This window comes from Streptomyces sp. SLBN-8D4, assembly GCF_049739545.1.
Lineage (GTDB): Bacteria > Actinomycetota > Actinomycetes > Streptomycetales > Streptomycetaceae > Streptomyces > Streptomyces canus_C.
In genome coordinates, this window is record NZ_JBMGQC010000001.1 from 1,131,889 (window position 1) to 1,153,449 (window position 21,561).

At 71.9% G+C, this 21,561-nt stretch carries 19 protein-coding genes and 1 pseudogene; 11 read left to right on the forward strand and 9 right to left on the reverse strand.

The window, feature by feature from the left end:
- Positions 1-55 precede the first annotated feature (55 nt).
- Together RKD20_RS05250 and RKD20_RS05255 are read left to right on the forward strand one after the other, a co-directional pair.
- The gene (locus tag RKD20_RS05250) at positions 56-460 is read left to right on the forward strand and encodes a DUF302 domain-containing protein (RefSeq protein ID WP_424876629.1); all 405 of its coding nucleotides are present in this window, start codon (positions 56-58) and stop codon (positions 458-460) included.
- Positions 461-608: 148 nt separating this feature from the next.
- Positions 609-1,844, forward strand: a complete 1,236-nt coding sequence (locus RKD20_RS05255) for a molybdopterin oxidoreductase family protein (RefSeq protein ID WP_424876630.1) — start codon at positions 609-611, stop codon at positions 1,842-1,844.
- A gap of 14 nt (positions 1,845-1,858) precedes the next feature.
- On the opposite strand, the gene RKD20_RS05260 is transcribed toward RKD20_RS05255, so the two are convergent.
- Both RKD20_RS05260 and RKD20_RS05265 read right to left on the reverse strand, forming a co-directional pair.
- Positions 1,859-4,258 carry a glycoside hydrolase family 65 protein gene (locus RKD20_RS05260; RefSeq protein ID WP_424876631.1) on the reverse strand — a complete coding sequence of 800 codons (2,400 nt, stop codon included), beginning with the start codon at positions 4,256-4,258 and terminating at the stop codon, positions 1,859-1,861.
- 45 nt (positions 4,259-4,303) lie between these two features.
- The gene (locus RKD20_RS05265; protein ID WP_424876632.1) at positions 4,304-5,179 is read right to left on the reverse strand and encodes a universal stress protein; all 876 of its coding nucleotides are present in this window, start codon (positions 5,177-5,179) and stop codon (positions 4,304-4,306) included.
- Between the two features lie 169 nt (positions 5,180-5,348).
- Between RKD20_RS05265 and RKD20_RS05270 the strand changes: the two are divergent.
- Positions 5,349-6,022: pseudogene (locus tag RKD20_RS05270) on the forward strand (CBS domain-containing protein).
- A gap of 16 nt (positions 6,023-6,038) precedes the next feature.
- Here RKD20_RS05270 and RKD20_RS05275 read toward each other — a convergent pair.
- The 7 genes from RKD20_RS05275 to RKD20_RS05305 form a co-directional block, all read right to left on the reverse strand.
- Complete coding sequence (locus tag RKD20_RS05275) at positions 6,039-7,061, reverse strand: Acg family FMN-binding oxidoreductase (RefSeq protein WP_424876633.1); 1,023 nt, start codon at positions 7,059-7,061, stop codon at positions 6,039-6,041.
- A 16-nt stretch (positions 7,062-7,077) separates the two neighbouring features.
- Positions 7,078-8,001, reverse strand: a complete 924-nt coding sequence (locus tag RKD20_RS05280; RefSeq protein WP_424876634.1) for a DUF1918 domain-containing protein — start codon at positions 7,999-8,001, stop codon at positions 7,078-7,080.
- Positions 8,002-8,054: 53 nt separating this feature from the next.
- A complete protein-coding gene (locus tag RKD20_RS05285) occupies positions 8,055-8,513 on the reverse strand; it encodes an Hsp20/alpha crystallin family protein (protein ID WP_424876635.1) in 459 nt (152 codons plus the stop codon).
- A 58-nt stretch (positions 8,514-8,571) separates the two neighbouring features.
- Complete coding sequence (locus RKD20_RS05290; RefSeq protein ID WP_424876636.1) at positions 8,572-8,859, reverse strand: DUF1876 domain-containing protein; 288 nt, start codon at positions 8,857-8,859, stop codon at positions 8,572-8,574.
- Between the two features lie 11 nt (positions 8,860-8,870).
- Positions 8,871-10,217 (reverse strand): nicotinate phosphoribosyltransferase, encoded by a 1,347-nt coding sequence (locus RKD20_RS05295; RefSeq protein WP_424876637.1) that lies wholly within the window; start codon positions 10,215-10,217, stop codon positions 8,871-8,873.
- Positions 10,218-10,265: 48 nt separating this feature from the next.
- Positions 10,266-10,874 carry an Rv1733c family protein gene (locus tag RKD20_RS05300; RefSeq protein ID WP_424876638.1) on the reverse strand — a complete coding sequence of 203 codons (609 nt, stop codon included), beginning with the start codon at positions 10,872-10,874 and terminating at the stop codon, positions 10,266-10,268.
- 125 nt (positions 10,875-10,999) lie between these two features.
- Positions 11,000-11,821, reverse strand: coding sequence for a universal stress protein (locus RKD20_RS05305; RefSeq protein WP_424876639.1), 822 nt, complete (start codon positions 11,819-11,821; stop codon positions 11,000-11,002).
- Positions 11,822-12,033: 212 nt separating this feature from the next.
- Between RKD20_RS05305 and RKD20_RS05310 the strand changes: the two genes are divergently transcribed.
- The 8 genes from RKD20_RS05310 to RKD20_RS05345 all read left to right on the forward strand — a co-directional run bounded on the left by RKD20_RS05310 (position 12,034) and on the right by RKD20_RS05345 (position 21,560).
- On the forward strand, positions 12,034-12,903 hold the full coding sequence (locus tag RKD20_RS05310) for a universal stress protein (RefSeq protein WP_424876640.1): 870 nt from the start codon (positions 12,034-12,036) through the stop codon (positions 12,901-12,903).
- Entirely contained in the window at positions 12,896-14,416 is a 1,521-nt protein-coding gene (locus RKD20_RS05315; RefSeq protein ID WP_424876641.1) for an AAA family ATPase, read from the forward strand. The genes RKD20_RS05310 and RKD20_RS05315 overlap by 8 nt, the downstream gene beginning before the upstream one ends.
- Before the next feature lie 20 nt (positions 14,417-14,436).
- Positions 14,437-15,009: a hypothetical protein gene (locus RKD20_RS05320; RefSeq protein ID WP_424876642.1), complete on the forward strand. Its 573-nt coding sequence runs from the start codon at positions 14,437-14,439 to the stop codon at positions 15,007-15,009.
- On the forward strand, positions 14,985-16,565 hold the full coding sequence (locus RKD20_RS05325) for an FAD-dependent monooxygenase (RefSeq protein ID WP_424876643.1): 1,581 nt from the start codon (positions 14,985-14,987) through the stop codon (positions 16,563-16,565). Before RKD20_RS05320 ends, RKD20_RS05325 begins: the two co-directional genes overlap by 25 nt.
- A gap of 83 nt (positions 16,566-16,648) precedes the next feature.
- Positions 16,649-17,674 carry an alcohol dehydrogenase catalytic domain-containing protein gene (locus RKD20_RS05330; protein WP_424883147.1) on the forward strand — a complete coding sequence of 342 codons (1,026 nt, stop codon included), beginning with the start codon at positions 16,649-16,651 and terminating at the stop codon, positions 17,672-17,674.
- A 36-nt stretch (positions 17,675-17,710) separates the two neighbouring features.
- Entirely contained in the window at positions 17,711-19,501 is a 1,791-nt protein-coding gene (gene acsA / locus RKD20_RS05335; RefSeq protein ID WP_424876644.1) for an acetate--CoA ligase, read from the forward strand.
- Complete coding sequence (pdhA, locus tag RKD20_RS05340; RefSeq protein ID WP_424876645.1) at positions 19,498-20,565, forward strand: pyruvate dehydrogenase (acetyl-transferring) E1 component subunit alpha; 1,068 nt, start codon at positions 19,498-19,500, stop codon at positions 20,563-20,565. Before acsA ends, pdhA begins: the two co-directional genes overlap by 4 nt.
- Positions 20,566-20,567: 2 nt before the next feature.
- Complete coding sequence (locus RKD20_RS05345; protein ID WP_424876646.1) at positions 20,568-21,560, forward strand: alpha-ketoacid dehydrogenase subunit beta; 993 nt, start codon at positions 20,568-20,570, stop codon at positions 21,558-21,560.
- The last annotated feature ends 1 nt before the right edge of the window (position 21,561 follow it).

Sequence of the window (21,561 nt, forward strand, 5' to 3'; positions counted from 1 at the left end):
CACAGGGCCGGACTCTCGTCCCGCCCCGCTCAAGCCACCGAGAAGGGTCTCGCCCATGCGCCACGACCGCACAGTCCGCCTCGACACCGACTTCGCCACCGCCGTCGCCCGCACCCGCGACGCCCTCGCCGACCAGGGCTTCGGCATCCTCACCGAGATCGACGTCACCGCCACTCTCAAGGCCAAGCTCGACCATGACATGGAGGACTACGTCATCCTCGGTGCCTGCAACCCACCCCTTGCCCACCGTGCCCTGGACACCGACCGTTCCATCGGCCTGCTGCTGCCGTGCAACGTGGTCGTCCGCCGCGACGGCGACAGCACGGTCGTACAGGTCCTGGACCCCGGCACGATGGTCGCCCTCACCGAACTCGACGCCCTGCGCCCGGTCGCCGAGGAGGCCACCCGCCGCCTCGACGCCGCTCTCGCCACCCTCACCGCAGGCAAGTCGGAAGGCTGAGCAGCCGACCGAACCAAACCAGACCGCGCCGCCGGCCGAATGATCGTGAGCCCGATGCGGCGCGTCCGTGAGACGACGAAGTCCGACCGGAGCGTTCCTTTGGGACTTCGTCGCCTCACGGCTCCGCGCAGAAGCACCCTCGGGACGGTTGCCGGCAAGGCACTCGGGGTACGTCAACGCCCTGTTGCGGGAGTGCTTTGGCCGTCTTCAGTGGGGGCCGCACTCGCAGTCATCGGCACTGGCGATCCTGCGCGGCGCCGTCGGCACCGACCGCGGCTACGGTGTCAATCCGCTGCGCGGCCAGAACAACGTCCAGGGCGCCTCGGACATGGGCGCGCTGCCCGACCTGCTGCCCGGCTACGGGAAGGTGACCGATCCCGGCGTACGGTCCAGGGCCGAAGCAGTGTGGGGTGTGCGGATGCCGGACCGCCCGGGCCGGAGGATCCCGGACATGTTCGCCGCCGCGCGAGCCGGGGATCTACGGGCCCTGTGGGTCATCGGCGAGGACGTCTGCGCCACCGACCCCGACAGCAACCAGGTGACCGAAGCCCTTCGGGCGTGCCCGCTCGTGGTGTGCAACGAACTCTTCCTGTCCGAGACCGCCCGCCATGCCGACGTCGTCCTGCCGGCCGCGTCCTGGCTGGAGAAGGACGGCACCTTCGTCAACTTCGACCGACGGTTCCAGCGGGTCCGCCCCGCCGTGCCCGCGCCGGGTGAGGCACGCAGCGACTTCGACATCATCCACGCCCTCGCCTCTGCGATGGGGGTCGGCCTGGGCTGCCCCACTCCGGCCGACGCCCTGGCCGAATGCGGGCGCGTCGCGCCCGTCTTCGCAGGTCTCTCCCATGAACGGCTGGACCGGGAGGGCGCCGTGCCGTGGCCGTGCCCGGACCCCGGCCGTCCTGGGGAGGCCAAGCTGTACGCGGAGCGGTTCGCCACATCGGACGGGCGGGCCCGCCTCTCCGCGACGCCCTACCTCCCACCCGGTGAGCAACCCGACGACGACTTCCCGCTGCTTCTGGTCACCGGGCGGCGCTGGGCGCACTACAACTCGGGCAGCATGACCCGTCGTGGCGGCAATCTCGCGCTCGATCCCGTCGACCACCTCGACCTCCACCCCGACGACGCCGCCCGCTACGACGTACGCAACGGCGCACGGCTCACCGTGGAGAGCCGGCACGGCCGGGCCCGGCTCATCGCCCGCATCAGCGAGCAGACTCCACCCGGCCAGGTGTTCGGTTCCTTCCACTTTCCCGCGAGCGGCGTGAACCGCCTCACCTCCGACCACACGGACACCGTTACGTCCTGCCCCGAGTACAAGGTCACCGCGGTACGCGTGTCCGGCACGGTGCACGAGGCGGCCGGTCGGGGGGCACTCCGATGACAGCGACGTGATCCTCAGCTCGTCGGCACCACGAGGGTGCAGGTCTCCCCCGGCGCGACGGTCACGGCCCGGTCGGCCAGCACCACGCGCAGCGGTGACTCCTCCGAGTCCGGCACGCGGATCTCCAGCTGTCCGCTGCGGCGCCGTACGCTCACGCCCCAGTGACCGCGGTAGCGCAGCGAGAACCCGTACTCGGAGAGCGCGGGGAGGGGGACCGGGTCGAACCTTAGGGCGTCCTCGCGGGTCTCCAGGCCGGTCAGACCGCGCTGGACCAGGTCGAGGGTTCCGGCCATCGCCCCGAGATGGATGCCCTCGCCGGTCGTACCGCCCTGGATGTCGGCGACGTCGGCCTCCAGGGCCTCCTGGACGTACTGCCATGCCTCGGCCCGACGGGCTCTGGCCAGCACCAGGCCATGGACCAGCCCGCTGAGGGTGGAGCCGTGGCTGGTACGGCGCAGGTAGTGGTCGACCGTTCTGCGCCAGACCTCGTCATCGACGTCGTAGCCGAGGCGGGCGAAGAGCTGCCCGAGTTCGGCGGTCGAGAAGAGGTGGCCGAGCATGAGGACGTCCGCCTGCTTGGACGCCTGGTAGCGGTTGACCGTGTCGCCTTCGGCCTCCAGGATCCGGTCCAGCCGCCGGATGCTGTCGTAGCGGGCCCGGTAGGCGTCCCAGTCCAGCTCGGCGAGATCGCCGTATCCCTCGAACTGGCTGATGACCCCTTGGTGGAAGGGGACCAGCAGCCGTCGGGAGATCTCGTCCCACTTGGGTGGTTCCCCGGCGTCCAGCCGGACCCGGTCGCGCAGTTCGTCGCGGCGCCAGGCGGGAAGGCGCCGCAGGAGGTCCAGGGCGCGGACGAGGACCCAGGCGGCGGTGACGTTCGTGTACGCGTTGTCGTCCAGCCCCGGCAGGGCGGCGTCCGGGTAGGCGTCGTGGTACTCGTCGGGGCCGACCACGCGCCGGATGCGGTAGCGGCCCGTGCCGGGGTCGTAGGCCGCGAGGCCGGCCCAGAACCTGGCGATCTGCAGGAGCATCTCGGCGCCCTTGGTGTGCAGGTATTCCGTGTCGCCGGTGGCCTCGCAGTACTGCCAGACGTTGTAGGCGATCGCCGAGCCCACGTGGTGCTGGAGCCGGGAGCGGTCGGGCAGCCAGCGTCCCGAGTGGGGGTTCAGGTGCCATTCCTGGCTCTCCTCGCGGCCGTCGCTGCCGCTCTGCCAGGGGTACATCGCCCCAGCCCGGCCTGCCTCGGCGGTCACCCGGCAGGCCCGCGGCAGGCGCCGGTACCGGTAGTCGAGCAGGGCCCGGGAGACCTCCGGGAAGTGCAGGTTGAGATACGGCAGGACGAACAGCTCGTCCCAGAACACATGGCCGCGGTACGCCTCGCCGTGCAGCCCGCGGGCCGGGACGCCCACGTCGAGGTCCGCGGTGTGCGGGGACAGGGTCTGCAGGAGGTGAAAGAGGTGGAAGCGCAGGACGCGGCCGGCCCGGCCGGGCACCTGGAGCTCCGCGCGCCGCCACAGTCGCTCCCATGCGGCGGCATGGGAATCCAGCAGGAGGGAGAAGCCGGCCGCCGTGGACACCCGGTCGATCGCCGCGCCGAGCGGGTCGCTGATCGCCGTGTCGCGCGAGGTGTGCAGGGCGACGGTCTTCTCCACGGCGACGGGCCGACCGGGGGCGAGCGGGACCACAAGGCGCTGGACGGCACGGCGGCGGGTCGGGTGGAACTCCCCCATGACCGGGGAGGGACCTGTGACGACCGTCCTGGCGGCCATGGCGACCTGGATGCCGGAGCTGCTGGTGCGGCAGCTCAGCCACACCGTGCTGGGCTCCTTGAACCCGGTTCGAACGCCGGTCAGCTGGCGGCGTTCGAGGGCACGGTAGCGGTGCACGTTGCCGTTGATGACGTCGCCGTCGACACCGGACTCGATCTCGATCTCCCCCGACCAGCCGTCGGCCGTGAAGACGGTCCGCAGCGCGGCCAGGTGGGGATCCCCCATGTGCACCAGCCGGGTCTGCTCGACGCCGAGCACACCGACCCCGTCCCCCCGGTGGCGGAAGGTGCGGGTGAGCGTGGCACGGCGCAGATCCAGGGTGTGCCGATGGTCCAGGACGGGATGGGTGTCCGGGGTGAACCAAGCCCCCCACGGTCCTCCCACGCGGCGCACCCGGAACCGCAGAAACAGCCAGTTCGGGAGGTTGACCAGGTCCTCGTTCACCACCTGCCGTCCCGCCACCGTCGACTCCAGGCGGTTGTAGCACCCGGCGACATAGGTTCCGGGACAGTGCACGAGACCTGCCCGGCACTCGGGCACCGCTCCGCGCGTGGCGAAGTAGCCGTTGCCCAGCGTGCACAGCGATTCCCGCAGCCGCTCGCCCGCGGGGTCGTAGCCCTTCCACTCCCACGTCCACTCCGACATCCCGCGCTCTCTTCTCGGCTCGGCAGGACGGGCCACGCGTGGGTCTCAGACCCGCTGGGGGACGACGGCCACCGGGCACGCGGAGTGGTGCAGCAGGGTGTGGGCGGCCCTGCCGAGTTGCAGGCCGAAGTGACCGTGCCTGCGTTGGGCTCCGACGACGACCAGGTCGGCGTCGGCCGCCGCGTCGAGCAGGACGCGGTGGGCCGGGCCTTCGGCGGTGTGGCGGCGGACGGACAGGTCGGGGTGTTCCCGCACAGCCTCGCGCAGTGCGTCCTCCAACTCGGTGGAGGCCCGCTCGTCGAGCGCCTGGGCGGCGTCGTCCGCGACGAGAGGATCGTCGCCGTGCTCGTGGGCCGGGCGGCGCCATGCCCGTACGGCTGTCAGGGCGCAGCCGCGTGCCTGCGCCTCGCGGGCGGCGAACCGTACGGCACCCGTGCGCTCGGCCGCGTCGCCGACGCCGACCACGATGCGGCCGAGGGACCCCCGGATGTTGGGGGGCGCACCCCGGACCACGACGACCGGGCACGCCGCGCGCGCAGCCACGGCCAGGCTGACCGACCCCAGGAGCAGCCCGGACACCTCACCCCGTCCGCGTTCCCCCACGACCAGGACGAACGCGTCGGGCGCAGCGCGCAGCAGGGCGGACACGGCGTCGTCGGGCAGGACCTCCTCGGACACCTTCACCTCCGGTTCCCGGAGCCCGGCCCGTTGCGCGCAGGAAGCGACGATGTTCTGCGCCATCACCTCCCCTGCGCGACGACCGGTGGTGAACTGCGGCAGGGCACGCTCGTAACGCTCCCACCGGAAGGCATGGAGCAGCCGCAGCGGCAGTCCGTGCCGCGCCGCCTCGTCCACCGCCCAGTCCACCGCCAGCAGGCTGGAGTCCGATCCGTCGACGCCCACGACCAGCGGGAGTTCCATCGCCGCCACCGCCTTCCCGTCCGGCTGCTGAGAGAGCCCCTGTGAATACCGTCGCACCGCCCGCGAGCCACCGCGACACAGGTCGGGGCGGCCCGGGTCGGGTTGCGGTGGTCCGGGGCCCCGTGATGCTGGGGACATGGGGCGAACCTGCGACCCTCAAGGACCAGACATGCCCGATACCCCACACATCGTCAGTGACGTGATGACCTACCCGGTGGTGGCCGTCCGGCGCGACACGAGGTTCAAGGACATCGTGCGGGCCCTGGCCGAGGGGCATGTCAGCGCCGTGCCGGTCGTGGAGGCCGACGGGCGGGTCGTCGGTGTGGTCCCCGAGGCCGATCTGCTGCCCAAGGAGGAGTTCCGGGACCGCGACCTCGCCCACGCCGAGCAGCTGCGGAGCCCGTCCGACCTCGCCAAGGCGGGAGCGGTGACCGCCGGGGAGGTCATGAGCGTCCCCGCCATCATGGTCGCCGGCACGTCACCCTGGCCCAAGCGGCCCGGATCATGGCCGTGGAGCACGTCAAGCGTCTGCCTGTGGTCGACGACGTGGGGCGGCTGCGGGCCATCGTCAGCCGTGGCGACCTGCTGAAGGTCTTCCTGCGGCCGGACGAGGACATCGAGGAGGAAGTGCGCCGCAAGGTGGTGTCGTACCCATTCCCCGCGCTCAGTCGCACGATCCACGTGTCCGCGCACGACGGGATCGTCACCCTTCGTGGACAGGTCCACGACCCGTCGCTCGCCTGGGTCGCCGAACGCCTCGTCCGCGCCGTGGAGGGCGTGGTCGACGTCGAGGCCAGGCTCAGCGGCGAGGAGGCCGCCTCCGACCGAGCAGGGGACGCGTGATCTGCCGGTTCCTCGGTCATGGCCGAATATCGAGGACCTGTGAGACCGGGCGGCGCGGGGCGCCGGGACCCCCCGGGCCGTAGCCCAGGCGGAGCACGACCTGGGTGAAGCCCGTTCCGGTCGACGGATCGCGCAGGGGCCAGCGCAGGTCCGTCCATTCGAGGGGCTGGGTGGCGAAGGAACTCGACAGACCGTGCAGGGTCGCCAGCAGCAGCACACGTTCCATTGCCTGGCCGGCGCGGAGCCAGTCCTCCGGGCGGTCGTGGACCGTGCTGACGAGGGCCAGCTGTGGATTCTGTTCGAAGTCGGCGGCGTGTCGTCCCGCCACCTGCCGGGAGCCCGCGAAGTCCCGCATGGGTGCCTTTCCCCCGCGTTTGCGCGGCCCGTACGCGTAGGACGGGACACCCTCGTCGGCGGCGCCCACACGCAGGTCGTCGCCGACGGTCCAGCGGGCCAGATCCTGGTCGCTGCCCGGGTCGGTGAGGTTGCGGGCCTCTGCTTCCAGGAAGAGTTCCAGGACCTCCCGCAGATGCCATGAGGTGGGGAACGTCAGCGTCACCTCTTCGGCACGCGCGGCGGCGCGCAGAGCCTCACGCACGGGCTCGGGGATCTGCCTCTCCTCGAACGGGTTACGGCTGCTGTGCCGCTGGTGGATCGCCGGGTGCAGCGCGCCGAGTTCACGCTCGCCGTCGGCATGGCCCGCCAGCCGTACGCTCGCGAGGTGGGCCCTGTCGGCGAGGTCCGGCAGCAGCGCGGTCTCCGGGTGCCAGCCCTCGTGGACGGTGGCAACCCTCAGGTTCAGCAGGGCGGCGCCGCAGCCGAGATGAAGGCCACGAGTGTCGGGGTCGGCGTGCGGCATGGTGCGCTCGAAGTCGGCACGCAGCTCGAAAGTACGGGCATGCCGGAGGTAACGGAAGCGCCAGGGCTGTGCGTTGTGCATCGACGGGGCCGCGGTGGCGTCATGGACCAGCGACCTCACCCGCTCGTCGGACGGTGCTCGTGGGTTCACTGCGGACTCCCTCGCGAGTCGTCGGCGCATCCCCGTCCGGAGCCGCCTACTGGTCTGCCGTGGTGATCCTGCGGCCGGTGAGGCTCGTGGGGCGGATCGACACCCACATCTCGCGTTCGCCACCCGGCCAGGGTGTGGTGTGGGCCCGCTCGGCCAGACCGCGCACGGCGTCGGGTTCCGTGACGACGCTCGCGGGTCCGACGGCGAGCACGCTCCAGCCACGGCTCAGGGCGTCGTCCACGTGGTCGACCTCGAAGGCGACCTCCGTCCCGACGGCCGCTGCGGGCAGCGAGTCGGGGGCTGTCCGGAAGGCGATGGTCTCCCCGACGACCTCGTAGTTGACCGGGACGACCGCCGGACGGCCGTCGGGCGACGGCACCGCGACGCGCCCCACGCCGTGGGTGGACAGCAGGGCGCGGCACTCGTCCGGTCCGAGGTCCCGAAGCCGTGGATGCAGCAGCGCGTGTCCTTGGCCCGGTGGCAGGTCGATGCCTCCTCCGCGCAGAGCGGCGGCCGTCGTACCCAGGGCGTCGGCCAGTCTGATGAGGGCCGCCACGCTCGGGTCGGCGGGGTGTTCCTCCAGGTAAGCGAGGTAGCCGGGCGACATCCGGGCGCGGCGGGCCGTCTCCTCGCGGCCGCGTCCCTGTCTGCGGCGCTCGGCGGCCACGCGCCGGCCGATGTCACCGGGGTTGGCCGCACCGGCCGGCGGGACTGCCCGGGAGGTTGCCTCCGCCTCGGCAGCGTCCGGTGCGACAGGCACGTGAGGCGTCCCAGGCCCTCCGTGCTCCAGCTGGTGGATGTGCGCGTCGGGCCCGGGGAACACGAGCGTCACCTCGTCCGTGTCCGACCAGCGCACGTCGTACGGCGGTGTGCCGTCGGTGTGATGGAGTCCCACGATCTCCCCGTCGCGCCGGGCGGCGCCGGACTTCGTGCTTTCGATGACGAGCTGGTCGCCGAGGTGAGCTCGCATGGTGAACGCCCCTTCTTCCCGGATGGTGCTGTGCCTGGCGTGGGTGTCCGGGCTCAGCCGGTGATCTCGATGCGCTGGGTCTGCCCTTTCTCGGTCTTGGGGACTCTGACCGTGAGGACGCCGTTGCTCAGATCCGCGCTGATGTGCTCGGTGTCGGCGTTCGGAGGCAGCGTCGCGCGGTAGTCGAACTGGCCGATGCGCCGGGTGTGCCGACGCACCGCCCCGGAGTGCTCCCGCTGCTTGACCTCACCGTGGACGTCGAGCTCGCCCTCGGAGACCTCCACGGTGATCTGGTCCTTGTCCATACCGGGCAGCTCCAGCTCCACCAGGTAGGCGTCCTCGGCGTCCTCGATGTCGGCCATGGGCGCCCAAGGCTCGGTCCCGCCGAACGCGGGCCATCCGCCGCCGGTGAAGGCGGCGTGCATCAGCTGGTCCACCCTGGTGCGGAGGTCGTCCAGCTCACGCATGGCAGCCGGAAGCGCGCCGCTGGTGTGTCGTGCGGGGTGTGTCATGAGTGTTCCCTCCTCGGTTTCACGGACTTCGGCCTCGGATGGGGCCTTGCATGCGGGTTCACAGGGACCACGCGGCGCTCTCGCGCGAGTTCGGCCGGGGTGCGCCCACTCCCTCGATGTCGCGCTCGGCGGCTTGCAGCAGTTGCCGGGCCAGGTCGTTCAGCGCACGGCCGGCCGCCAACTCGTCACCGATCTCCGGGACATCGGCATCCGCCGGATGGCAGTGCGCGGCGCCGTGGCCGGTGAGCTCCGTGGTGCCGGTGTCCAGCACCAGATGGGCCTTCGTCGTTCCGTCGTCGTCCTCGAAGAGGTGGAGACGGACCTTCCATTCCAAGGTATGCGGCATCGCTTTCCTCCTCATGTCGGTACCGACCGCTGTGACGCGAGCTGCTCCTCGATGCCGTGCCGGACGCGGGCGGTGAGCGTGTTCAGCCGCTGCGAGGTCGTGGCGCGGGGTGCGACCGGCGTCCGGATCCGGCGGGCCGCGGAGGGCAGGTCGCTCAGGTCTGCGGCGCACCTCGCCCGGCACTCGTCGAGCGGGGGCCGCGCGGCGGTGCGCCGGCCGTTCTCCATCACCGTCTCCAGCAGCGCGACGCCGTCGTCCGGTGGCTGCTCGTCGGCGAGAGCGATCACGTCCGCGTGGCCGGGACTGCGGAAAACCTGTTTGGGGCCGGGTGCCGTGACTTTCGCCGACGACAGCTTCATCACGGGGCGGCCGTCGTACTCCACCATCTTGTACGCGGAGTCCAGATACGGTGCGTCGGCCGACACCCCGACGCGCGTGCCGACGGCGTAGGTGTCGATCGGTGCTCCGGAGCGCACCAGGTCGTCCACGGCGTACTCGTCGAGACCGCCGCTGGCGACGATCTGCACGTCCGGCCGGCCGGCCCGGTCGAGGATTGCCCGTGTGCGTGCGGCGAGGGCTCCGAGGTCGCCGCTGTCCAGCCGTACGGCGCAGCCGGGCCCGCGGTCCAGGTCCCGCAGGACGCGTGCCGCGACGCGGACGCCTTCCTCGGTGTCGTAGGTGTCCACCAGCAGGGTCACCGGGCCGGGGTGGGTGCGGGCGAAGGCCCGGAACGCCTCGTCCTCGGACGCGAACGCCTCCACGTAGGAGTGGGCCATGGTGCCGACGGCGGGTATGCCCAGGGCGGTGGCCGCGGCCACGTTGCTGGTGCCGGCGAAACCGGCCAGTGCGCCGAGACGAGCGGCCTGGAATCCGGCCTGCGGGCCGTGGGTACGCCGCAGCGAGAAATCCACCACCGGGCGTCCGGCCGCGGCGAGCACACAGCGCGCGGCCTTCGAGGCGACCGCCGTCTGATGGCTGAGCAGGTTGAGCACGTACGTCTCCACCAGTTGCGCCTGTGGAAGGGGCGCCGTCACCTCCAGCAGGGGCTCACCCGCGAGCACGACCCGTCCCTCCGGCACCGCCCGCACCCGGCCGGTGAACTCCAGGCCGAGGAGCGGCTCCAGGTCTCGCGGTGGCCGGTGCAGCGCGGCGGCGAAGGCGTCGGCGTCCTCGGGCCCGACGCGGAAGCCGGCCAGGTGGTCCAGGGCGGACTCCAGCCCGGCTGCGATCAGGAAGCCGCGCCCGGGAGGCAGATCACGTACGAACAAGCTGAATGTCGCCGGGGCGGTCATCCCCTCCCGCAGGTAGGACATCGCCATCGTGACTTCGTACAGATCGGTGGTCGTCGCGTCCGACATGGGTGCCACCTCCTCTGCTTGCGCGGTCTGCTTCCGGTCGTCGGCTCGTCACCGGCGGAAACGCGCGGACCACAGCGGCTCCGCCCGCTCCCACTCGGCCTCCCACTGCGCGTACCTTCCGCGGTCCAGCAGCAGACGCGTGCCCAGCCAGAGCGCGTAGGAGCTGTAGGCCATGCCGAACGCCACCGCGCCGCCCAGCAGCCACCCGGTGGTCTTCGCGTTGAGCGTGTTCGTCGGCGGACTGGTGACGGTTCCGTTCCGGTCCACCCACACGCGCACGGCGGTGCCTTTGGACGTTCCGGGCTTCACCAGGGCGGCTCCGGTCCGCACGACGCCGCCTGCCTCAGTCCAGCGGACTTGCGCCGGCTGCTTCGCCACGCTGTTCTTCTCCCGCCTGACGTCCCCGGTCAGGCGGGCGGTGACCTCGTGCCGTTCGGCCGTCTGGGCTCGGACGGTGCGCATCGACGCCTGGTATGCGGTCATCCCCGCGCCGTAGGCGGCCACGGGCAGCCCCGCGACAAGGAGGATCGTCAGAAGACGACGGAACCACCACTCGAACCTGTCGGACGGACGCCTCAACGGGTTCGCGCGTGGTGGCAGGTGCTCGCCGCGCGGCGAGGGCGAACCGGATGCGTACGGCGATCCTTGCACGTTCATGGGTCGGCCTCCAGCGGGTCGCTGGTCGCTTCCCCCCGCCTCTGGTCCAGTTTCGGACACCAATGGGTTCGGGTCATGGGCCGAAGGTCCCTGGTGGGCCGGCCCTCTGGCCCCGGGGAGCCACCTCATATCTGGGGCACGACCGCGACGGGACAGGGCGCGTGGTGCAGCAGCGCGTGGTTGACCAGCCCCAGTTGCAGGCCCATGTGGCCCTGCCGCCTGCGCGCGCCGACGACCAGCAGGTCCGCCTCCGACGCGGCGTCCAGCAGCGCCCGGCGGGCCGGGCCCTCGATCACCCGACGGGTCACCACGGGCTCGCCGGACGCATCCGCCGCCTCACGCAGCGCGTCGTCGAGTACCTGGGCCGGAGGGCGCCGTGGGGCCTCCGGGACGTACCAGTTCGGCGGCGGAGGCACCGTGTGACGACCCGGTCGACCACTCCAGGTGTGCACCGCCACCAGCGGGCAACGCCGCACCCGCGCCTCCCGGCACGCGAACCGCACGGCCGTGCCACTGCCTTCGCCCTCCTCGACGCCGACGACGACCCTTCCGAACCGGGCCTGTCGGTGCTCCGCCGCGCCGCGCACCACCACGACCGGACAGTCCGCCCGCGCCGCCACGGCCAGGCTGACCCCGCCCAGCAGCATCCCTGCGAGGTCACCCAGCCCCCTGGACCCGAGCACCAGTGCGAAGGCGTTGCGCCCCTGGTCGACCAGGGCGGAAGCAGGCTCCTCCGGCACCACCTCGCTCGACAGCCGTACCGCGGAAGCACGTTGCCCCGCGCGGAGCGCGGCCGTCGCGATCACGTCGGACGCCTCGGACTCCCCGGCCGCGGCATGCAGGAGGTGCAGCGGCACCCCGTGCCGGAACGCCTCTTCCGCGGCCCAGTCCACGGCCTGCAGACTCGCCTCGGACCCGTCGACGCCGACGACCAGGGGAATGGTCACCGCTCCGGTCTCCTCTCGTACCGGGTGCGTGTTCTCCGGGCTCCTCGTCCTCTCTGGTCCACATGCGCGTCGGAGGGGATTGGGGTACTTCTCGAAGGGAGAGAACGCACCACGCCCGGCATGTCGGCGACGTTCGGTCCTAAGGCGCCACCGGACCCGGTCACTGTCATCCACCGTCATCTCCAGCTTCGTACGAGACGGAGGCCGCCGCCATGCAGCCAGTCGTCACCGTGGGCCTGGACGGCTCACCCGAGAGCCTCTCCGCCGCCCGCTGGGCCGCCGACGAGGCCGAGAAGCGCAAGCTCACCCTGCGGCTGCTGCACGCGTGGCCGCTGCTGGCGCCGGAACCGGCCCGGATGCCGGGCGAAGTCGACCAGAACTACTGGGCGAAGCGTCTCGTCCACACCGCACAGGCGGAGCTGCAGACCCGCCATCCGGGCCTGACCGTCGTCGGGAGCCTGGTTGCCGAGGACGCCCAGGAGGCACTGCTCCGAGCCGCCTCGGATTCCGAGATGCTCGTGCTCGGCTCCCGGGGGCTGGAGGCCGTCGAGAGCTACTTCATGGGCGACGTCAGCATGCCGGTCGTGGCACGTGCCGAGCGGCCGGTCGTCCTGGTCCGCGCGGAGCCGACGCAGGAGGGGCCGTCCCCCGCACCCGCGAGTGGCGTGGTGGTTGCGTTGAAACTGCGCGACTCCGGTGAGGAGTTGCTCGACTTCGCCTTTCACACCGCGGCGGCCCGGAACGTGTCCCTGCTGGCCGTGCACGGCCGCAGTGTGCCGCTCCACGCGCGCACGCCCTGGGGTGCGGACCACACCGTCACCGAGGAGTTGACGAAGGACGCGCAGAAGGAGCTGAGCAGGGCGCTCCGACCCTGGCACGAGAAGTACCCGCAGGTGGAGGTGAACTACAGCATCCGTCTGGCGAGCCCCGCCAAGGCCGTCGTCCAGGCCGCCGAGGGCGCCGCGCTGCTGGTCGTCGGCCGTCGCGCGCACCGGCACGGTGTGGCACCCCACCTGGGCCCCGTCGCCCACGCCGCCCTCCACCACGGACGCTGCCCCGTCGCCGTCGTCCCCCATGACTGAGCCCGGCCACCCCGGCCCCCGCCCGCCGCGGGCCGAGGTGTGCGAGACCCACACCGCGATCCTGTTCTTCGCCGGCGACCGCGCCTACAAGGTCAAGAAACCCGTGAACCTCGGTTTCCTCGACTACACCGAGCGGACAGCCCGCAGGGCGGCATGCGAACGCGAGGTCGCCCTCAACCGCCGCTTCGCGCCGGACGTCTACCTGGGCCTGGGCGAGGTCTCGGCCCCTGAATCCGAGGCGCCGGAACCAATCGTGGTGATGCGCCGAATGCCGGCGGACCGACGACTGTCCCGGCTGGTGCGCAGGGGTGCCCCGCTCGACGACGTGCTGCGGACCGTGGCGCGGCGGCTCGCCACGTGGCACGCCGAGGCGCCCCGCGGCCGGGAGGTGGACGAACAGGGCACGCGGGACGCGCTGTCCTCTCGCTGGGAGGCGAGCTTCGCGCAGATCCGCGCACTGACCGGCGAGGGCTCCGTGCCCGACGGGGTCCCCGAGGTCGAACGGCTGGTGCGCCGCTATCTCACCGGCCGCGAGGGGCTGTTCGACTCCCGCATCGAGCAGGGGAGGGTGGTCGACGGCCACGGCGACCTGCTCGCCGAGGACGTCTTCTGCCTCGACGACGGACCCCGCGTACTGGACTGCCTTGAGTTCGACGACCGCCTCCGGTACGTCGACGGTCTCGACGACGCCGCCTTCCTCGCCATGGACCTCGAACAACTGGGCGCTCCGGAGGCGGCGGCTTTCTTCCTCGCCCGTTACAGCGAGTACTCCGGCGACCCGGCGCCCCCGTCGCTGTGGCACCACTACGTCGCCTACCGCGCGTTCGTCCGCGCCAAGGTGTCGCTCATCCAGGCGGGGCAGGGAGCGCCGGGCGCGGAGTCGGCGTCACGGCGGCTGGTTGCGACGACCCTGCGCCACCTGCGTACCGCCCCCGTCGGACTGACGCTCGTCGGCGGGATGCCCGGCAGCGGGAAGTCAACCCTCTCCGGTGCGCTCGCCGACCGGCTGGAGGCCACTCTCCTCAGCAGCGACCGCCTCCGCAAGGAACTGGCGGGCATTCCCCCGGAGCGGTCGGCGGCGGCCGGCTACGGAGAGGGGTTGTACACGCCCGAGTGGACGGCGCGGACGTACGCCGCCCTGCTCGATCGCGCGGCGGCCCTGCTGTCGGCCGGTGAGTCCGTCGTACTGGACGCCACCTGGTCCACAGCCGAGCAGCGTACGGCGGCACAGCGCGTGGCCGAGCTCACCAGCGCCGACCTGACGGCCCTGCACTGTCAGGTACCGGGCGAGGTCGCCGCGGCCCGCCTGAGCACACGTGCTCCCGGGCCGTCCGACGCCGACCTCGACGTCGCCGCCGCCATGGCGGCGAGGGAGGCCGCGTGGCCCGAGGCCGTCACCGTCGACACCAGCGGGCCGCTGGAACACGCTGTCTCCCGGGCGCTGGCCACCGTACGGCCATGGGGTACCGGCCAGGCGCCGGTCTTCCGCCGCCCCTACATGGAACCGGACTAGGCACGCAGCTGGAGGCCACCATGGGCGAACAGAGACCGCTTCCCCCGGGCGAGGCATGGCGCGCCGTGGCCGCGTGTTTCGCCTCGACCTTCCCGCTGCTCGCACGCCACCACATCCACCTGACCCAGGACCGGCTCGGGACGCGGCTGCGCTTCACGGACGGCACTTCGGCCCGGGTGTACCGGGAGACCCGGCTCGGCAGCGGACTGGCGAAGGACCCGTGCACGCTGGTCATCACCTTCAGGCTCCGCCTGGTGCACGGGCGCACGCACACGCTGTTCCGTCTGGAGAGCCTGCTGAACACGCCCCTGTTCGTCGGCTTCCCCGGCTTCGCCTCGAAGCTGTGGCTGGCCCACGACGAGCAGGGCCGCTACCGCGGCGTGTACGAGTGGGACGGCGTCGAGCGCGCCGAGCACTACGCGCGCTCCCTGTGGCGCGTTCTGGCGCTGGTCAGTGTGCCCGGTTCGATCCGGTACACGGTCCTGCCCGGCGTGCGCCGGGACGACGTCATCGCCGACCCCGGGCTGGTCGGAGAGGTCGCGTCCGGCGCCATGGCCAAGGCGGCCTGGTGGCGCATACGGACCGGGACATGACGGCCGCCGTGGACGTCCTCGTCGTCGGCGCCGGCACGACCGGGCTCACTCTGGCCCTACAGGCACATGATCATGGGGCACGGGTCCGGGTGGTCGAGCGGCGCCCCGAGCCGTTCCGGCCCTCCCGGGCCCTCATCCTGCACCCCCGCACGCTAGAGGTCCTGCGCCCGCTCGGCGTCACCGAGGCCCTGCTGGATCTGGCTGACACCGCCCCTACGGCCCGCCTCCATCTCGGTTCCCATGTCGTCGAAGCCGGACTCGGGGACCTGGCACTGCCCGACACCGCGTTCCCGCATCTCTCACTCGTACGGCAGGCAGACGTCGAAAGCGTGCTGACGCGGGCACTCGCCGACCGCGGGGTGCCAGTCGAGCGGGGCAGCGAACTGGTCGCCGTCCGCGACGAGGGGCACACCCTCCGGGCTGTGCTGCGCTCGGCGCACAGCCCGGAGGAGGTCGTCCCTTGCGCCTTCGTGGCCGGCTGCGACGGCCCGGCCAGTACGGTGCGCGAGTGTGCCGGCATCGGGTGGCACGGCAGGCCCTACGCGGAGGAGGTGGTCCTCGCCGACGTCGATTTCGGCGGTACGTACGATCCTTCCGGCGCCCAGGTCTTCGCGGGCCGCGAAGGGCTGCTGTTCCTCTTCCCGCTCGGTGAGCAGGCCCCCTGGCGGCTGCTCGCGACCCGGGCTTCCCGCGAAGGGGCGGGGCGCGACTTCGGCCAGCCCGGACCGCCCGTCCCGCAGGCCGAACTCCAGCACCTCATGGACAACGCGGGGCTGGAGGCACTCATCGAGCGTCTCGCGTGGTCCGCCCGGGTGCCGCTGCAGTGCCGACTCGCCCGGCGGTTCCGCCGGGGGCGGCTCTTCCTCGCGGGCGACGCCGCGCACAACTACTCGCCGGCCACGGGCCAGGGCATGAATGCCGGTATCCAGGACGCGGTGAACCTCGGCTGGAAGCTCGGCCTCACAGCGGGCCGCCTGGGTCCCGGCACCGAGGTACTCCTCGACTCCTACGACGGCGAGCGCAGGCCGGCCGCCCGCGAACGGATGCTCCTCACCCACACGGCGTTCTGGGCGGAGACGTCGACCGGCCGGATCCCCTCGTGGGCGCGCGCGGTGGCAGCCCCCCTCGCGGCCCCGGTCATCCCGGCCGTCCTGGGCCGGCGGCGGCTGCTGGCCGAGGCCATCCGTGTCATCTCCCAGCTGCGGGTGAACTACCGGCGCAGCCCCCTGTCGGTCGACGGAACCCCTCGCCTTCGAGGTGCTCCTCGCCCGGGAGACCGTCTGCCGGACGCGACCGTGAGCGTCGGAGGACCTCCGCAACGGCTGCACGCGCTGCTGGCCCGCCCCGGAGTCCACCTGCTGCTTCAACGCGACGCGGACCCTCCGCCCGAGGTGGTGACCGATCCTCGGGTAACCGTCCTGCGGCTGACGAACAGCCCCGGGCGCGGTCTGCTGGCCGTCCGCCCGGACGGCCACGTCGGCTTCCGCTGCGGGGCCGCCGACCCGGCCGCGCTGACCGACTGGCTCTCCCTGGTCGGCGTTGTGGCAACCGCCTGAGCAGTCCGACGGCCCGAGGCCCGGGTTGCCCAGGCGCCCGGCCGGAGTGACCGTTGAGTGGGGGGAGCGAGGGAGTGACCAGCGTGCGAGCACTCGTCTACCACGGCCCGGGACAGATTTCCTGGGACACCGTCCCCGACCCCGCGATCGAAGACGCGACCGACGCGATCGTCCGCGTCGACGTCACCACCATCTGCGGCAGCGACCTGCGCATTCTGCGGGGCGACCTCCCCGAGGTGAAACCGGGCACCGTCCTCGGCCACGAGGCCGTCGGCGAGGTGGTGGAGGCGGGACGCGACGTCCACCACTTGCGCCCCGGCGACCAGGTGATCGTGTCGGCCGTCTCGGCCTGCGGCCGCTGCCGGGAATGCCGCAACACCACGCTCGGGCAGTGCAGCGCAGGCGGCGGGTGGATCCTGGGCAACGAGATCCACGGAACGCAGTCCGAGCTGGTGCGGGTGCCGTTCGCCGACCACTCCACCCACCGCCGGCCGCAGAACGTCCCGCTCGACGAGGCGGTCCTGCTCTGCGACGTCCTGCCGACCGCCTACGAGGTCGGGGTACGCAATGGGCATGTGAGCCCCGGCGACACCGTCGTCGTGGTGGGTGCGGGGCCGGTCGGACTCGCGTCGGTGATCATCGCGCGGCTCTACTCGCCCCGCCGGGTCGTGGTGGTGGACCTGTCCACCGCGCGGCTCGAGGCGGCCACGCGTGTGGGCGTCGACGCCGCGGAGCTGCCCGGGAAGGTGATCGCCGACCTGTCCGAGGGTCCGGGAGCCGACGTCGTCATCGAGGCGTCCGGAGAACCGGACGGCTTCGTGCTGAGTACCCGCGCTGTCCGCACCGGAGGGCACATCGCCAACATCGGTGTGCACGGCAAGCCGGTCACGCTGCATCTCGAATCCCTCTGGCGCAAGAACGTGACCATCAGCACCGGCCAGGTCGACACGTCCTCCACACCATGGCTGCTGGGGCTCATGAGGTACGGAGACCTGCCCGTCTCAGGGCTGGTCACCCACACCTTCCCCCTGGACCGGATGGAGGACGCCTACGAGGCGTTCGCCCACGGCACCACCACGGGCGCCCTGAAGGTCGTACTGCACCGCTGACGAAAGTTCGGGGGCAGTGCCGCGAGAGGAGCGCCGATGCACTGGGAAACCATCCCCAAGGACACCGACCCCGCGGTGCCGCCGCGTCTCGCCGACTACGACCTGACCCGCTCGGCCTTCACCTGGCCGCAGGCGCGAAAGGAACTGGCCGGGCTTCCCGGCGGCGGCCTGAACATGGCCCACGAGGCGGTCGACCGGCACGCGGCCTCCGCTCACGCGGACAAGGTCGCGCTGAGATGCGTGGCCCGGGACGACACCGTCTCCACCCTCACGTACACCGAACTGGCCCGCAGTACCGCCCGCTTCGCAAATGTCCTGCGGTCCCTCGGCGTCGGCCACGGGGACCGGGTGTTCACCCTGCTCGGCCGCTGCCCCGAGCTCTACACCACGGTGCTGGGCACGCTGAAGAACACCAGCGTCCTGTGCCCGCTCTTCTCAGTGTTCGGCCCCGATCCGGTGGAGCAGCGGCTGCGTCTCGGCGACGCGCGGGTCCTGGTCACCACCGCGGCCCTCTACCGGCGCAAGGTCGCCGAGCGCCGCGCGTCGCTGCCCGGCCTGGAGCACGTCCTGATCGTCGGACCCGGCGCCGCGGACCTGCCCGGCACCGCGTCCTTCGACGACCTGATGTCCACCGCACCCGACACCTTCACCATCCCTGCGACCGCGCCCGACGACATGGCCCTGCTGCACTTCACCAGCGGCACCACCGGCACCCCCAAAGGCGCGGTCCACGTCCACGAGGCGGTCGTCGCCCACTACGCCACGGCCGCATACGCACTCGACCTGCATCCCGAGGACGTGTACTGGTGCACGGCCGACCCCGGATGGGTCACCGGCATGTCGTACGGCGTCATCGCCCCGCTCGTCCACGGCGTGACGGTGGTCGTCGACGAGGGCGACTACGACGCACGGCGCTGGTACCGGATCCTCGGTGAACAACGCGTCACCGTCTGGTACACGGCCCCGACGGCCCTGCGCATGCTGATGCGCGCCACACCGCGCCAGGGCCCCTATGACCTGCCGCGCTCACACGACCTGTCCGCCCTGCGCTTCATCGCCTCCGTCGGCGAGCCCCTCAACCCGGAGGCCGTCGTATGGGGCCGGGACGTACTGGGCCTGCCGGTGCACGACAACTGGTGGCAGACCGAGACCGGCAGCATCATGATCGCGAACTTCGCGGCCTGCGAGATCAGGCCCGGCTCGATGGGACGGCCGCTGCCGGGCGTCGAGGCGACCGTACTGGAGCAGGGCGAGGACGGCCGGGCCCTGGTCATCGACGGCAAGGTGACGCAAGTGCGAAACCCCGGCGTCGAGGGCGAGTTGGCGCTGCGGCCGGGCTGGCCGTCGATGTTCCGCGGCTATCTGCACGACATGGAACGCTACGACGCCGCGTTCGCCGACGGGTGGTACCTGACCGGCGATCTGGTGCGCCGGGACTCCGACGGCTGGTACTGGTTCGTGGGACGCGCCGACGACGTGATCAAGTCGGCCGGGCATCTCATCGGGCCGTTCGAGGTGGAGAGCGCGCTGATGGAACACCCGTCGGTGGCCGAGGCCGGGGTGATCGGACGGCCGGACCCGGTCGCCGGGAACGTCGTCAAGGCGTTCGTGTCCCTGCGCCCGGGGGTGGAGCCGACCCCCGACCTGGAGCGGGAGCTGCTCGGTTTCGGTCGCCGCAAGCTGGGTCCCGCCGTGGCTCCCCGGGAGATCGCGTTCGACCAGAACCTGCCCAAGACGCGCAGCGGCAAGGTGATGCGCCGACTGCTGCGCGCACGCGAACTCGGGCTGCCCACCGGCGACCTGTCCACGTTGGAGGGATCCGCATGAGCCTGGCCCGTCCCGCCCGTACCCGTACCTCCCCGACGCCCCGGAAAGCCGCCAGGAAGACCGCGAAAGCCTCGAAGGCCGAGCCCGGTGCGGACACCCGGCACCGCAGCGACCTGCTGGAGGCGATGCTGCGCATCCGGCACTTCGAGGAGCGGTGCGTGGAGCTGTACAGCGCCACGAAGATCCGCGGCTTCGTCCACCTCTACATCGGCGAGGAGGCCGTCGCCGTCGGCGTCAATGAGGCGCTGACCCCCGAGGACGCGGTCGTCGCCACGTACCGCGAGCACGGCCACGCCTTGGCGCGCGGCATCAGCGCGGAGGCGGTCATGGCCGAGATGTACGGCAGGACGACCGGGTGCAGCGGGGGCCGGGGCGGGTCCATGCACCTGTTCGACGCGAGCCGGCGCTTCTACGGCGGCAACGCCATCGTCGCCGGCGGGCTTCCCCTCGCCGCCGGCCTCGCGCTCGCCGACCGTATGGGCGGACAGAACCGCGTCACCTGCTGCTTCTTCGGCGACGGGGCGTTCGCCGAGGGTGAGTTCCACGAAACGGCGAACCTGGCGGCCCTGTGGAACCTGCCCCTGCTGCTGATCTGCGAGAACAATTTCTACGCCATGGGCACCGCCCTGGAGCGCCACCAAGCACAGACTGACCTGGCGATGCGCGCCACCTCCTACGGCATGGTCGCCTGGTCCGTGGACGGCATGGACGTCGAGGCCGTGGAACAGGCCGCCCGGCGGGCCGTCGAGGGCATCCGGACCGGCACCGGCCCACACTTCCTGGAACTGCGCACCTACCGCTTCCGCGCCCACTCGATGTACGACCCCGACCGCTACCGCGACAAGGCGGAGATCGAGCGGTGGAAGTCCCGCGACCCGATCACCCTGCTCACGGACCGCATGCGCGAGAGCGGAGCGCCGGTCGACAAGGACGTCGCCCGGATCGAGCGGCGGATCACCGCCGAGATCGACCACGCCGTCGAAGCCGCCGAACAGGCGCCGGAGGAACCGGTCGAGAACCTGCTCCAGCACGTCACCAGCGCCCCAGCGGAGGCGGTGACCTGACCATGAGCACAGGCACGACGGCCGCGAAGACCACGTACCGGGAGGCCATGCGCGAGGCCCTTCGGGAGGCACTGAGCTCCGACGACCGTGTCTTCCTCATGGGGGAGGACGTGGGCCGCTACGGCGGCTGCTTCGGCGTCAGTCTCGGTCTGCTGGAGGAGTTCGGCCCCGAACGCGTCCGCGACAGCCCTCTGTCCGAGTCCGCGTTCGTGGGCGCCGGCATCGGCGCCGCCCTGGCCGGGATGCGACCGATCGTCGAGATCATGACCGTCAACTTCAGCCTGCTCGCCCTCGACCAGATCCTCAACAACGCCGCCACCCTGCTGCACATGTCGAACGGACAGCTGACGGTACCGCTGGTCATCCGCATGACCACGGGCGCCGGACGCCAACTCGCCGCGCAGCACTCGCACAGCCTGGAGGGCTGGTACGCGCACATCCCCGGCATCCGCGTCCTCGCCCCCGCCACCCTGGAGGACGCCCGCCACATGCTGGCCCCGGCGCTCGCCGACCCCGACCCCGTACTGATCTTCGAGCACGGCAGCCTCTACAACGTCTCCGGTGAACTCCCGCCGTCCGCCGGACCGGTGGACCTGGACCACGCCGCGATCCGCCGTCCCGGTACCGACATCACCCTGATCACGTACGGGGGTTCGCTGTCCAAGGCCCTCGTGGCGGCGGACGAGCTGGCCGCCGAGGACATCGACGCGGAAGTGATCGACCTGCGCACGCTCCGCCCCCTCGATGTCACGGCCATCATCGCCTCCGTGGCCCGTACCCACCGCGCCGTGGTCGTCGACGAGGCATGGCGGACGGGAAGCCTGGCCGCCGAGGTGTCCGCCCGGATAGCGGAGGACGCGTTCTACGAACTGGACGCTCCCGTCGAGCGGGTGTGCAGCGCCGAGGTCCCGATACCGTACGCCCGGCAACTGGAGGAGGCCGCCCTGCCGCAGACCGCCGACATCGTCGCGGCGGCCCACCGGGCGGTGGACTGAC

Coding starts and splice junctions, on each gene's coding strand:
- RKD20_RS05315 (WP_424876641.1), top strand. CDS start 12,896: ATGACTGAGCCCGGCCACCCCGGCCCCCGCCCGCCGCGGGCCGAGGTG.
- RKD20_RS05300 (WP_424876638.1), bottom strand. CDS start 10,874: ATGAACGTGCAAGGATCGCCGTACGCATCCGGTTCGCCCTCGCCGCGC.
- RKD20_RS05250 (WP_424876629.1), top strand. CDS start 56: ATGCGCCACGACCGCACAGTCCGCCTCGACACCGACTTCGCCACCGCC.
- pdhA (WP_424876645.1), top strand. CDS start 19,498: ATGAGCCTGGCCCGTCCCGCCCGTACCCGTACCTCCCCGACGCCCCGG.
- RKD20_RS05260 (WP_424876631.1), bottom strand. CDS start 4,258: ATGTCGGAGTGGACGTGGGAGTGGAAGGGCTACGACCCCGCGGGCGAG.
- RKD20_RS05280 (WP_424876634.1), bottom strand. CDS start 8,001: ATGCGAGCTCACCTCGGCGACCAGCTCGTCATCGAAAGCACGAAGTCC.
- RKD20_RS05310 (WP_424876640.1), top strand. CDS start 12,034: ATGCAGCCAGTCGTCACCGTGGGCCTGGACGGCTCACCCGAGAGCCTC.
- RKD20_RS05275 (WP_424876633.1), bottom strand. CDS start 7,061: ATGCGCCGACGACTCGCGAGGGAGTCCGCAGTGAACCCACGAGCACCG.
- RKD20_RS05290 (WP_424876636.1), bottom strand. CDS start 8,859: ATGCCGCATACCTTGGAATGGAAGGTCCGTCTCCACCTCTTCGAGGAC.
- RKD20_RS05265 (WP_424876632.1), bottom strand. CDS start 5,179: ATGGAACTCCCGCTGGTCGTGGGCGTCGACGGATCGGACTCCAGCCTG.
- RKD20_RS05320 (WP_424876642.1), top strand. CDS start 14,437: ATGGGCGAACAGAGACCGCTTCCCCCGGGCGAGGCATGGCGCGCCGTG.
- RKD20_RS05345 (WP_424876646.1), top strand. CDS start 20,568: ATGAGCACAGGCACGACGGCCGCGAAGACCACGTACCGGGAGGCCATG.
- acsA (WP_424876644.1), top strand. CDS start 17,711: ATGCACTGGGAAACCATCCCCAAGGACACCGACCCCGCGGTGCCGCCG.
- RKD20_RS05295 (WP_424876637.1), bottom strand. CDS start 10,217: ATGTCGGACGCGACGACCACCGATCTGTACGAAGTCACGATGGCGATG.
- RKD20_RS05285 (WP_424876635.1), bottom strand. CDS start 8,513: ATGACACACCCCGCACGACACACCAGCGGCGCGCTTCCGGCTGCCATG.